This is a genomic window from Marinilabilia rubra, from assembly GCF_003121985.1.
Lineage (GTDB): Bacteria > Bacteroidota > Bacteroidia > Bacteroidales > Marinilabiliaceae > Marinilabilia > Marinilabilia rubra.
Genome location: NZ_QEWP01000009.1, coordinates 17,093 through 30,703, shown reverse-complemented (window position 1 = coordinate 30,703; position 13,611 = coordinate 17,093). Strand labels below are relative to the sequence as shown.

Annotated in this window: 9 protein-coding genes; 8 read left to right on the top strand and 1 reads right to left on the bottom strand. The window is 40.5% G+C overall.

Annotated elements, in window-relative coordinates; translation table 11 throughout:
* Positions 1-134 precede the first annotated feature (134 nt).
* From DDZ16_RS12120 to def, 4 genes are all read left to right on the top strand, one after another.
* Positions 135-1,145 carry a dihydroorotate dehydrogenase-like protein gene (locus DDZ16_RS12120; RefSeq protein ID WP_109264747.1) on the top strand — a complete coding sequence of 337 codons (1,011 nt, stop codon included), beginning with the start codon at positions 135-137 and terminating at the stop codon, positions 1,143-1,145.
* 379 nt (positions 1,146-1,524) lie between these two features.
* Positions 1,525-4,236: a pyruvate, phosphate dikinase gene (ppdK, locus tag DDZ16_RS12115; RefSeq protein ID WP_109264746.1), complete on the top strand. Its 2,712-nt coding sequence runs from the start codon at positions 1,525-1,527 to the stop codon at positions 4,234-4,236.
* Between the two features lie 87 nt (positions 4,237-4,323).
* Positions 4,324-4,743, top strand: a complete 420-nt coding sequence (ruvX, locus tag DDZ16_RS12110; protein WP_109264745.1) for a Holliday junction resolvase RuvX — start codon at positions 4,324-4,326, stop codon at positions 4,741-4,743.
* A 94-nt stretch (positions 4,744-4,837) separates the two neighbouring features.
* Positions 4,838-5,398, top strand: coding sequence for a peptide deformylase (gene def / locus DDZ16_RS12105; protein ID WP_109264744.1), 561 nt, complete (start codon positions 4,838-4,840; stop codon positions 5,396-5,398).
* A 190-nt stretch (positions 5,399-5,588) separates the two neighbouring features.
* Here the strand turns inward: def and DDZ16_RS12100 are convergent, their stop codons facing one another.
* Complete coding sequence (locus tag DDZ16_RS12100; protein WP_109264743.1) at positions 5,589-7,304, bottom strand: hypothetical protein; 1,716 nt, start codon at positions 7,302-7,304, stop codon at positions 5,589-5,591.
* A 490-nt stretch (positions 7,305-7,794) separates the two neighbouring features.
* Between DDZ16_RS12100 and DDZ16_RS12095 the strand changes: the two genes are divergently transcribed.
* The 4 genes from DDZ16_RS12095 to DDZ16_RS12080 are packed head-to-tail and all read left to right on the top strand — an operon-like array spanning position 7,795 to position 13,507.
* Positions 7,795-8,559 (top strand): polysaccharide biosynthesis/export family protein, encoded by a 765-nt coding sequence (locus DDZ16_RS12095; protein WP_109264742.1) that lies wholly within the window; start codon positions 7,795-7,797, stop codon positions 8,557-8,559.
* Positions 8,560-8,561: 2 nt separating this feature from the next.
* Entirely contained in the window at positions 8,562-10,913 is a 2,352-nt protein-coding gene (locus tag DDZ16_RS12090) for an exopolysaccharide transport family protein (protein WP_109264741.1), read from the top strand.
* The gene (locus tag DDZ16_RS12085; RefSeq protein ID WP_109264740.1) at positions 10,897-12,150 is read left to right on the top strand and encodes an O-antigen ligase family protein; all 1,254 of its coding nucleotides are present in this window, start codon (positions 10,897-10,899) and stop codon (positions 12,148-12,150) included. The genes DDZ16_RS12090 and DDZ16_RS12085 overlap by 17 nt, the downstream gene beginning before the upstream one ends.
* Positions 12,122-13,507 (top strand): MATE family efflux transporter, encoded by a 1,386-nt coding sequence (locus tag DDZ16_RS12080; RefSeq protein ID WP_109264739.1) that lies wholly within the window; start codon positions 12,122-12,124, stop codon positions 13,505-13,507. Before DDZ16_RS12085 ends, DDZ16_RS12080 begins: the two co-directional genes overlap by 29 nt.
* The last annotated feature ends 104 nt before the right edge of the window (positions 13,508-13,611 follow it).

Sequence of the window (13,611 nt, the reverse complement as noted above, 5' to 3'; positions counted from 1 at the left end):
GAATTGAAGTTTGTTGTGTTTTTAATTCTATTTGGCCCCTGTTAATTATTATGCTTTTTTCAACAAAAAAGCCTTTGAATATGTTAATAAAGTAACTCTCAGATTTAATAACCATAAAAACAGACCCTGGAAATATGGACTTATCTACGCATTACATGGGGATTCCCCTTAAAAACCCTTTAGTAGTTGGAGCCAGTAATCTGGTAACCGACAAAAAGATGGTAAAAAAACTTGAAGAAGCAGGTGCGTCCGCCATTGTTTACAAATCTCTTTTTGAGGAGCAAATTAACCTTGAGGCTGCAGAGCTTGAGGAAGATCTTCATGAATATGATGACCGGCATGCCGAAATGATCGATCTCTTTCCCAAGGTTGAACATTCGGGCCCCAGGGCTCATCTCATGGCAGTTAAGGAACTTAAAGAATCGGTCTCTGTTCCGGTTATAGCTAGTCTTAATTGTATCTATGATCAGACATGGGAAGAATATGCCGAGCAATTGGCATCAACCGGAGTCGACGGACTGGAAATTAACTTTTACAGTACCATTACCGATCCTAACAAAACACCGCAGGAAATCGAACAGAACCGTATTGAGATTCTGAAAAGAGTTAAGCGAAAGATTGATATTCCAATTTCAGTAAAGCTGAGTCCTTTCTACACTAATGCTTTGGAGTTTATTAACCGTTTGGCAGAAGATGGTGCCGATGGTTTGGTGTTGTTTAACCGCTTATTTCAGCCTGATATCAATATCTGGCAGGAAAGCTTTGAAATGCCTTATAACTTGAGTCATAAAGGGGATAGTCGTCTGGCTCTTCGCTATATTGGGTTGTTACACGGACGCATTCATGCAAATTTAGCAGCCAATACCGGGATTCTTGATGGAGAAGACTTTATTGCAGCGCTTCTGGCCGGAGCCGACGTTGCTCAGGTTGTTAGTACCATTTATCGAAACGGGGCCGACCAAATTACTAAGATGCTGGATGAACTGGCAGAATGGATGAAGGAAAAAGGTTACCAGTCCATTGATGACTTCAAAGGGAAAATGGCCCATAGCCGGATAACTGAGCCATTTGCCTATAAGAGAGGGCAGTATGTTGATTTCTTGATGAAAGGGAAAGAGTATTTTAAGAAATATCCAATGCGGTAATTCGTAGCAAAGAATTGAAAAAAAACCGGGCTGATTAAAAAACAGGCCGGTTTTTTTATGAATTTTTTGAATAAATTATTGGGCTTTAAAAAAATGGTCAGGGACCATTATTGTTGTGTTTTGACGAATTAGTTTGTTAGTGTGGGGTTGATTATTCTTGTTTATGTGTTGAATTGTAAGGCTGTATAGGTCGTTTGTTCTTAGGCCTGGTTCACCATACCATTTGCAGTCAGATATAGGAGTAGGTTTTAAAAAAACCTAATAAAAGAAATCTAATGTCTTAAAATGTTGAAAAAACGATAGAAATTTAATTAATTTTAGGGCCGTGAATTAAAAAATTATTAGGCTTTAATCATAAAACATTACAAAAAAAGCAATTATGAGTGAAAAGCGTGTTTACACATTTGGAAACGGAAAAGCCGAGGGTAAAGCTGGTATGAAGGAGCTCCTTGGAGGTAAAGGTGCCAACCTTGCCGAGATGAATCTTATTGGAGTGCCTGTACCTCCGGGTTTTACGATCACCACCGATGTTTGTACGGAGTACAATGAGTTAGGTCACGATAAAGTGGTTGAACTTCTTAAAGACGAAGTTGAGAAGGCCATTGCTCAGGTTGAGGAGCAGACCGGAACCAAATTTGGTGACAATGAAAACCCTTTGTTGGTTTCTGTTCGTTCAGGAGCTCGTGCCTCTATGCCAGGTATGATGGATACTATTCTTAACCTTGGTCTGAACGACGAAGTAGTAGAAGGAATGGCTAAAAAAACCGGTAATGATCGATTTGCATGGGACTCATACCGTCGTTTTATCCAAATGTACGGTGATGTGGTAATGGGCCTCAAACCAGAATCAAAAGAAGATTCCGATCCTTTTGAGGAAATCATGGAAAAAGTGAAAGAAGAGAAAGGTATTGAACTTGATACCCAATTCACTGTTGAGGATCTGAAAAGCCTTGTACAGAAATTCAAAGATGCTGTTAAAAAACGCACCGGAAAGGATTTTCCTGTTGATGCTTACGAGCAGTTGTGGGGAGCAGTTGCCGCTGTATTTGACAGTTGGACCAATAGTCGTGCTGTTTACTATCGTCGTTTGAATGGTATTCCTGACGAGTGGGGAACTGCTGTGAATGTTCAGGCCATGGTATTCGGAAACATGGGCGATACTTCAGCAACCGGTGTGGCATTCTCACGTGATGCTGCCACAGGCGAAAATATTTTCAATGGCGAATACCTGATTAACGCACAGGGTGAAGATGTTGTAGCAGGTATCCGCACCCCACAGGAAATTACTCTTGAAGGAAGTAAGCGTTGGGCCAAACTCCAGGGTATTTCTGAAGAAGAGCGCTCAAGTAAATTCCCTTCTCTCGAAGAAACTATGCCCGAACTTTACAAAGAACTATTTGAAGTTCAGAGGAAACTTGAGAATCACTATAAAGATATGCAGGATCTTGAGTTTACCATTCAGGAAGGCAAGCTCTGGTTGTTGCAAACCCGTAACGGAAAACGTACCGGTGCTGCTATGGTGAAAATTGCGATGGATATGTATCGTGATAAATTCATAGATGAAAAAACTGCTTTGCTTCGTCTTGAGCCCGGTAAACTTGATGAGTTGTTACACCCTGTTTTTGACTCAGTAGCGATCCGTTCTGCCAAAGTATTGGCCAAAGGACTTCCTGCATCTCCTGGTGCTGCTACCGGTCAGGTTGTTTTCTTTGCTGATGAAGCTACTAAGTTCGAAAAGTCCATCCTGGTTCGTACTGAGACTTCTCCTGAAGACCTTGAAGGTATGAATGTGGCTCGCGGTATTCTGACAGCTCGTGGTGGTATGACTTCTCACGCTGCTGTGGTTGCACGCGGAATGGGTAAATGTTGTGTGTCAGGAGCGGGTAATGTAAAGCTCGACTACCGTGCTCGTACCATGACCATCGATGGAAAAACTTACAAGGAGGGTGACTGGATTTCTCTTAACGGTTCAACCGGTGAAGTTTACGAAGGGAAAGTTGAAACCCGTAAACCGGATTTGAGCGGTGACTTTGGTTTGATCATGGAGATTTCTGATAAGTTTGCCACAATGAGTGTTCGGACCAATGCCGATTCTCCAAATGATGCTAAAGTTGCCCGTGACTTCGGTGCTAAAGGTATCGGACTTTGCCGTACTGAGCACATGTTCTTTGAAGGAGAGCGTATCAAAGCAATGCGTGAGATGATTCTTTCTTCAACGGTAGAAGGGCGTAAGAAAGCACTTGCCAAATTGTTGCCTTATCAGCGTGAGGATTTTGAAGGTATCTTCGAAGCTATGGCCGGATACGGTGTGACAGTTCGTTTGTTAGATCCACCATTGCACGAATTTGTGCCTCACCAACAGGCTACTCAGAAATCTTTGGCAGAGGAAATGGGAGTGCCCATCGAGCAAATTCGCAATACTGTTGCTGATCTGGAAGAATTCAACCCCATGTTGGGACATCGTGGTTGTCGTTTGGGAATCACTTATCCTGAGATTACCGAGATGCAGGCACGTGCCATTATCGAGGCAGCGCTTAATCTCAAGAAAAAAGGCGTGGATGCCCGTCCTGAAATCATGGTGCCTCTTATTGGAACCGTTAAAGAGTTTAGGATGCAGGCTGAAATTATCAATGCTACTGCAAAGGCTGTGTTTAAAGAACGTGGTGATAAGATCGATTACCTGGTAGGTACCATGATCGAGATTCCTCGTGCAGCTCTTACGGCTAACGAAATTGCCAAAGAAGCTGATTTCTTCTCATTCGGAACCAATGACCTTACGCAGATGACCTTCGGTTATTCTCGTGACGATGCCGGTAAATTCCTGCCAATTTATCTTGAAAAAGGTGTTCTTAAAGATGATCCTTTCCAGGTGTTGGATCAGGAAGGTGTTGGTCAACTTGTTCAGACCGGAACCAAGCTTGGTCGCGGTGCCAATGATAACCTGAAAGTAGGTATTTGTGGTGAGCACGGCGGGGAACCCTCTTCTGTTGAGTTCTGCCACCGTACAGGGATGAACTATGTAAGTTGTTCTCCATATCGTGTGCCTATCGCACGCTTGGCAGCAGCTCAGGCAGCTGCACGTGAGCAATAAGCAACGTTTTAAATAATTGAAAGAAAGCGGGAATCTGGCGGTTCCCGCTTTTTTTGTTAATTTTGTACCCCTGAAAAAACTGATGCTGTGGGACGAATACTTGCTTTTGATTACGGGAAAAAGAAAATAGGTGTAGCAGTTACCGATCCGTTAAAAATAATTGCCAATGGTCTGGAAACAGTTCCTTCGGCCAAAATATACACCTTTTTAAAGGATTATCTTGAAAAGGAGGAAGTCGAAGCATTTGTTGTGGGACATGCGACCAAAGATTCTGGAGAAGACTCTGAGTCAATGAAGCAGATTCGTCCGTTTGTAAGGTCTTTAGAAAACAAATATCCCCACATCCCTGTTTTTATGGTTGATGAGCGTTATACCAGTAAAATGGCATTTCAAACCATGATTGATGCTGGTTTGAGTAAAAAGAAACGACAAGATAAAATGCTGGTAGATAAAATCAGTGCCACCATTATTCTTCAGACCTATCTGGAAGAAAACAGGCCCCTTTAATAGTCAGATAACAGAAAGTAAAGGCGAAAATAAAATTGTCTATTATCTAAAAATCTTATATCTAAAAATCTTGTATCTAACAATCTTTTGAGTAATGATATATCCAATTGTAGTTTACGGGCATCCGTTGTTGAGAAAGAAAGCTGACGATTTTGTGCCCGAAGAGAAAGATGATCTCAAGCAGTTGATCAGTGATATGTATGAGACTATGTACAAAGCCGATGGTCTTGGCCTGGCCGGCCCGCAAATAGGGCTTTCAAAACGAATTTTTGTTATTGACGCATCTCCTTTGGCAGAAGATTTTCCCGAATTGGGAGACTTTAAAAAAGCATTCATCAATGCCCGCATCATTGAACGAGACGGGGATAAAATGAGTGACAATGAAGGATGCTTAAGTTTACCCGGAATAAGCGAAGAAGTAGGGCGGCCCTCCCGCATCCGTATTCAATATGTGGATGAGGATTTTAATGAATATGATGAGGTTTATGAAGGTTGGGCAGCAAGGGTTATTCAGCATGAATACGACCACATCGACGGAATCTTGTTTGTCGACCATTTGGCGCCATTGAAAAAACGTTTGTTAAAAGGCAAATTGAATGCCATTACTAAAGGCAAGGTGAATGTAGGCTATCGCATAAAATTGCCAAAGCAATAGAATTGAAATATTTTAAGATTCAGGTCTCAGAAGGGCAAGTGATTACTCTTTTGGGGCTTTTTTTGTGAAGAATATTTCGATGCTATTTTGTTATAATTTAGCGTTAAGGGGTATGTGTTCAGTGTATTGAGACTTGTCTCGAATCTTTTATCTTAAAATCTGGCGATCTATTGTGATAAAATACAATCTTTTATATTTCATGCTTTTCTTGTAATAATTCATTCATTTTTATGATGATAAACATTCTGAAAGCCATTAAATTATTATCCATAAACATTCGTGAAGAAGCATGGTCTTTCAGGAAATTCTTTATTTTGAGGGGCAAAAGCCTTTTCAAGATTAAAGGAACAGAAAAGGGACGAGCCTCATTATGCTTCTTACTATCTGATATCTTGATTTTTGATAAAACCTGATTCAGCAATTCCTCAGGAAATAATTCGCTGGCGAGATTTGAATTTAATGCTTTAATTATTAGGTCAACTACCTTTTTTTGTCTCACGCTGTTGGATATAACCGCTTCAGCATGATGCCTGGCAATAGGAATTTTAGGCATTCTTGAGTTTACTATTTTTTTGTACAGGGCTCTGTCCTTTCGCAGGTAATCCGGGAGTGTACGAACGGCAGAGAGTATTTTTCTGGATAAGAGGGGGTTTGCCATTTCTACATATGAAAGCTTTAAATCACCTAATGATGACAGGATAAAAGGGGTATGGTAACCCTGGTATAAACGGTCCTGCCATTGTTTTAACGATTCGTTCTTTCTTTGTTTCAACGATTCCGGAATCTCCTGATCTGGGAAATGCTTTTTGGCAATGTACCGCAGGTTTGAGTAATCAGAACAAAGGGCAAGTCCAACGGATAATCTTACTGTAAGAGATGAGGATACATCGGTCCAACCCATTCCTTCATCTCCTCTTATTATGCCCTGGATGCCTGAATCAAAAAGAGTTTTCCATAACTTAAAACCATCCATGTAACCGGCAAAATTATCCAAACGGCCCTCTCCGTTTATCAGAAATCTGTCCAGGACTTTCTCAGCCGGCTCCTCAGAGAGGTTGGTGAAGTAGTATTGGTTAGATATATTGAATTCCCCGGAAAGTCTTTTAGCCAAATAAGCATCATTCTTTTTATCTGATAAAGACGATTTCAGTCCCCACGTCAGGGTTTTTAAATCTTTTGTGTCGCTGGTTGATAGTAAATAGCTTAAAATCCCTCTGCTGTCGTAACCTCCGGACAGGGGGAGAGCCCATCTTTTGTAATCGAATTTGATCGATTCAAAAGTCTTTTGGAGAGCATTTTCCAAATGTTTCCGGTGGGTTTTCTCGGTGCTTTTTTCCTCTTTAAAAACAATAGGAGTGGTGCTTGTCTTAAGTCTCCAGTCTTTTCTGTTCAAAACTACAGAAGAGTCCGGAGGAACAAAGTTCAATCTTTTGTCCCAGGACAAAGAGGGGCCCAGACATCCTGTTGACATCATCCAGGGGATTACATTTTCATTAAATTCAAAGTTATCCAGGTATAAAATAATAGCCCTTTGAGAACTTGAAGCAATGAATTGTTGGTCATCCATGTAATACCAAATGGCACGAGAGGCTGTTGCATCAGAAACCAATTCCAGGAATTTTTCATCGTAACGAAACATGGAATAGGAGCCGTCGGGATAATGTTTTTGTGGAATATGCCAGTTCTTAATTTCATCAAAGAATACTCCAAGCGCCAGGCTGTTTTCCTTTGTCTGTTGAGTCCCATTTGGGTTTACCACGGCAAAAGCCAATTTATCCTCAACAAGTATTTCGGGCTTATTGGGGGTGATGTTGTCCGGTGTCAGGCAGGAACAAATGTTTTGAAGTTTTTTTTCAGTAAACTCTCCCAGTTGCTTTTTTGAACATACCCAGATTGTTTTAGCCATGACTTTTTCTTTTTGAAGAATTTTTTTTCAAGTTGATATAAGAGGCTGTTTTTATAAGCGGTATTTGCGCATTTGATCTCTCCGGAAACGAAACCATTCAATATTTACTCGTGCTGTCTATGCAAATGACATGGTGAATACTGCTTTATGTTCATATAATTTAGGGAAAACTTAAACTAGAATCAATTTTAATAAGGGATTGCAGTCGAAAATGGCTTGAAAATAGGGAAAAGCCTGTGTTTTTTATCCTGTTTTGTGCAACCTTCACCCCGTAAGGGCTCTTATTTGTCAAATGGTGATTTTTGGCGCCTTGTGAGGGATTGAACTTTTTTTATTTTTATAAATGTCAGATATACAGTTATTAGTGTCTTTTTTATGATGCTGAAAGTAAGATGTAAACCGTGTTTTTTGATGAAAAGTCCAGTAAAAATGCGATTGACATTCTGATCATACTTCATCTATTTTTGTTTAAAAAGAAAGACAAAATTCTATGTGGAAAATATCTGTTTCAATTTTGATGCTCGTAATTTTTTCGGGCTGTATGACCAATAATCGGGTTGCCTACATTCAAGATGAATCAAAAAGGAAAGATTTGGGGAATGAATTTGTTAATGAACAAAATCGGGCCTTGATTCAAACTTTTGATGAACTTTATGTGAATGTCAGTAGTTTTAGCGAAGAAAACCCCGATATGCTATCCTCCGGTGAAGTTAGAATGGGGGGGCGCAACAGTACTGATTATTCTCTGATATCTTATCAGGTTGATGAAGACGGGAACATTGATCTTCCTCTGTTGGGAAAAACCCATGTTGCTGGAAAAACCGTTGATCAGGTGGCCGAAGAAGTGCAGGAAGAGTTAAAAAGCTACTTCTACTCACCTTCGGTTAAAGTCTCCTTTGTAAATAAGAATATCACGATTGTTGGTATGGTTGCCAGTCCCGGACGCTACTTTTATTCCGGGGAGAACATTAATATTTTTCAGGCATTGGGATTGGCAGGAGATATTGGTGAATACGGAAACCGCGAAGAAGTTGTCATTATTCGCGAAAAAAACGGACGTATAATGAAAGATAAAGTAGATCTGACAGACAAAAGCATTTTTATATCCGACTATTACTATCTCGACTCGGGGGATGTTATCTATGTAGAACCCCTTAACCGTCGCGTTTGGGGAATTGATCGGGTGCCATTTTCACTTATTCTGTCTGCAGCTACTACTTCATTATTGATTTTTGACTATATAAATGGGAACTAATTATGATTCAAAGAAATCAAGTTTCTGACGATGTAAGAAATGTATTTCGTCGTCTTCTTAAATATTGGAAATTATATCCTGTCTTTTTGGTGATTTTTGTGGGATTGGCTTTTTTATACATTAGGTCAAAGCCAAGTATCCATGAATTGAATGCCAAGCTTGTGGTGCATGAGCGGGAAAGGGGAGTGGTGGATCCATCTTCTTTTTTGCCGGGTTCCGAATTGTTTGCCGGGCGCAATAATTTTGAGAACAGCTTGCTCACCATTCAGGCTTCGCCAATTATCCGTGAGACCATTTCTAAGTTTAATACAAGGATTGAATACTATCAGGCCAACTGGATGTTTGATGAGGAATTATACAATTCAAGCCCCTTTAATGTTGTAATGGATGGAGCGGTGCCTCAATTAGTAAGCGTTCCTTATCAACTGGAAGTATTATCCGAGACTCAATATCGAATTACCATAGAGAAAGGTAATGGCGGGGTTTACGATTTTATTAATAACACTTTCACAAGAAGAATTGAAGAGCTTAACTTTTCGGCAGTTGGGGAGTTTGGTAAACCCTTTGAAACCGACAATTTCAAGTTCACGATTTTTCTTGAGCAGGATGATCTTACTACTTTGCTGGAGCAGAAATACAAGTTCTTTATTCGAACCGATGATCAATTAGTGGCCAACTTTAAAAGCCGTCTTACATTGGAACCGGCCAATTTAAATGGTACGGTTGTCAATGTTTGGTTCAGGACAGATAATGCTGTCAAAGGAATGGATTTTCTTGATGCTTTTCTGGAAACCGTTATTAATTACAACCTTGAGCGCAAAAATCATATTGCTAACTCTACCATCAATTACATTGATTCGCTTCTTGAATCAGTATCTGATTCATTACGTCAGGCTGAGCGTACCCTTCAGAGTTATCAATCTGCCAGAGATGTTCTGGATGTTACCCAAAGTGCGGAGAGACTTTATGAGGAATTATCAAGAGTAAAAGAGCAAAGGACAGAATATGAATCCCAGGTTGATTATCTGAGATATTTGTCTGAGCAAATTACTCAGGATGATAACTATACTGAATATTCCATGTCGGCGGTTATGGCGCTCAATAATAACTCCCTGAGTATATTAATGGAGGAGTATATCGGATTGGTTGCTCAAAGAAACCGGCTTATTGAAAATCAGCAAACAAAAAGTCCTTTGTTGAGTCAGATTGAATCGCGAATCAGCAATTTGCGACAAACCATTCGTGAAAATGTGCGGTACTCTTTGAATATTGCTGAGCAGGATTTGCGGAAAGCTAATTCCAGACTGGCTTCGATTCAAAGTCAGATGAGGCAACTTCCGGAAACTCAACGCAACCTTCAGACTTTTAAACGTGATTTCAGGCTGAACGATGACACTTACACATACCTGATGCAGAAGAAAGCCGAATCTCAAATTGCCAGGGCTTCTAATTTGCCGGATTATGAGGTGTTTGATCCGCCTTCTTATGCTTCATTGGTGAGCCCAAAAGCTAAGCGTATCACAGGGTTTGCTATTTTTCTGGCATTGGCATTTGCCACCCTTTTAGCCTTGATTTATGATAATGCTTTTGGAAAAGTGAAAGATGAAAAGGATCTGGCAGATCTCGACAATACTCATTTTCTTGGGGAAGTACTGCATACAAGTTCGCTTAAAAAACTTTCAGGAAAGAACCAGTTTTCTGCTCAGGCGGAATCTTTACGAACACTCAGAAGCCATGTATTGGCCTTCTGTAAAGATGGGCAGCCCCATAAGGCAAAGTCGGAGTTAATTCTGATATCCTCATCGGTTCAGGGAGAAGGGAAAACTTTCACCTCCTTTTTCCTGAGTAGAGGACTCGCACGGCTCGAGCGTCCAACGCTTCTCATTGAATTGGATTTAAGACGTCCACGATTGGTAAGCAACTACATTCCCGAGTTCAAAGGCCGACCAGGCCTGGTCGATTACGTTACGGGTGAAACGGATCTGAAAAGTATTATTTATCCAACTTCAGATGAAGGGTTTTATGTCATACCGGCAGGTACAATGTCTCCCAATCCAAGTGAGATTCTCGAATCTGAAAAGTTCAGGGAAATGTTGGAGGAAGTGAAGAAACACTTTGAGTTTGTTGTATTAGACTCAGCTCCACTTATTGTTGCAGATACCAGAGCAACCCTTGCACTAGCCGATGCCGTAGTAATGGTGGCACGTGCCGGTTACACACCCCTCAATGTGCTTAAGAAGACCTTCGATAACATGAAGGAATTCAAAGCAGGAAAAGTGGGGGTTATACTAAATGATGTAACTATGGGGTTGAACAGACGATATTACAATTACAAATATGGTTATAGACAATAGTAATTTATATTCTGTTCGATTTTGGGCGCACTGGTATTTCTTTGCCCTGGTGCTTGCCCCGTTTGTTTGTTTTGTTGATTACTATTCAGTAGATCAGGGGTTTGATAAGATTTACGGGGCCACAATTATTCTTTTGGCCCTGCTTCTTTTAATAAGCCGGGGTATAGGAAATGTAGTAATCAAGGCATATATAACGATAGGGATCATATTGGCAGTCTATTATGCTACCTGGGATATTGTTTTGTGGCAATCCACTGTAGCCCGGAAAGGTATCTTTTATGAGTTTCTGTTGAATAAAACATTACACGCAGTTGCCGTTCTTTTTATTGTTGATAACCTTTTGTTCTCCAAGAGACTGATTGATGTGCTGGTGGGTATGATGAAGGGGTTAATCGTGGTAGGTGCCTTGGTTTCGTTGCTGCAGGTTATTTATGATCCGTTCTTTTTTACCCCGGAGAAGTTTATGCAGTTTATGACCAGATATGATTGGGGAACCAATACCTTGCATGTCCGGCGGCTGTCTATATTTGGCTTTACAGATGTCAATGACGTTGGATTGTCTTTTTTGCCAATGATTGCATTAATTACCGGGCATGAAATAAAAAAGAACGGAAAGATACCTATATTAACCCTTGTATTGGGATTTTTTATTGCAGTGGTTAATAATTCCCGATACATCCAACTTGGTTTTTTTGTGGCTGCAGCCCCGGCCTTGTTTTATCAGGGAAAAATTTTACGGAACAGTGTTTATGCGGGGATAAGCTTAATCCTGATGGTTTTGTTGATGGCAGTAATTCTACAGGCTATAGGATATGACATTGACCGGTATGTGCAGGAAAGGCTATTGGATGATTCCGGGAGCTCAAGATTATTGGCATTTGAAATTTTCAACCGGTTTTTCCCCGAGGCCCCCTTCTTTGGAACAGGGGTGCACATGACCCACCAGGTAGAAGTGGCATTGGCTGACAGGTCATCCCAAATACACGTGGGATACTTAAATCATCTTTTTTCATACGGACTAGTTGGAACTTCCCTGGCTCTGTTTTTTTGGGTCTTAATTGCAAGAAGATTATGGCGAGTGGCCAGAATAACTGGTTTCTACGGTAGTTTTTTTGGGTTTATGGTCTTTTTATGGGCCAATGTGACAATGGTTTTTTATTGGGTTTTTACTTTCGGTCTGGCATTGTGTTATTTGTTTTCATCTTATTATGAGTCAAAAGAAAAAGAACTTACTTGATATACTAAAAAAACGTTTTCTTAAGTCCGGAAGCAAAAGAGGCGAAGGACTTAAGAAAAATATCTTAGGTCTTCTGGCACTCAGAGGCGTGGATGTGGGGGTTAGCTATCTGCGTTTTCCACTGACATTGAAGTTCCTGGGAACAGAGCTTCATGGTGTCTGGCTGACATTGGGTGGCATCATCAACTGGTTTAGCTTCTTTAATGTTGGGTTAGGAACCGGATTAAGAAACAAACTGGCAGAAGCTCTTGCAAAGAATGAAATTTCGCTGGCCCGAAGTTATGTGAGTTCAACCTATGCCATTATTGGGATCATTAGCCTGATTATGTTTTTATTGCTTGGTGGGAGTGTTTTTGTGCTAAACTGGCCTAAGATATTAGCTGTTCCCGATACGTACAAGAGTATGTTAGCAGCCACCCTGCTTATTGTATTTTCCTTTTTCTCTATGCGGTTTGTTCTCAAGCTGGTGAGCACCATTTTGGTAGCCGACCAACGACCGGCAGTGAGTCAGGCAATTCGCTCAATAGCCAGTGTTATTTTCTTTATAGGAATATGGCTGGCTCTGAAGTATCGCATCATGTACGGAAATTTGGTAATGATAGGTGTTTTATCGAGTGGATCGGTCCTGTTGGTTCAAATTGCAGCCTCGATAATTCTCTTTTCCAAACGTTACCGTCACATTCGGCCCTCGCTCAGGTTTATCGACTGGCACAAATTTAAAAGCCTGGCATCTATTGGTGTTCAGTTTTTTATTGTCCAGATTTCTGTCATAATAATGTTCTCAACCGACAACATTATCATATCACAGATAACCGGGCCTGAGGATGTTGTTCCTTACAATGTGGCCCGGAAATATTTTGGGATCGTTGAAATGCTTTTCCTGATTGTATTGGAACCTTTTTGGTCAGCTTTTACTCAGGCATATACCAAAAAGGAATATAGCTGGATACGAAAATCTATTAAGCAATTGTTGTTTTTATGGGGACTTTCAGTCGTTGGTAGTCTGATTATGCTGTCTCTTTCAGGCTGGGTTTATGAAATCTGGATTGGTGATATGGTTTCAGTCCCCCTCCGTTTGTCAGTTTTGATGATGTTTTTCTACATGATCAAATCATGGAATAATGTCTTTGTTTATCTCATCAATGGGGTGGGAAAAATAAGGATGCAATTGTACATGTCATTAATTATTGCAGTGATAAATATTCCATTGTCTATATTTTTTGCCAAGAATCTTGAAATGGGATCTTCAGGTGTTATCCTGGGAACAATAGTATGTCTCTCATTTGGGGCAATACTGCATCCCATTCAATATAAAAGGATTATTAACGGAACTGCCAGAGGAATCTGGAACCAGTAAAATAAGTTCTGATGAAACGGGCATATTAAAGTTTAATTCACAAAGAACTGTTGTAAGTTCTTGCATACTGGTTTCGCAGGAGCTTTAAAAAAAATTTTTACACG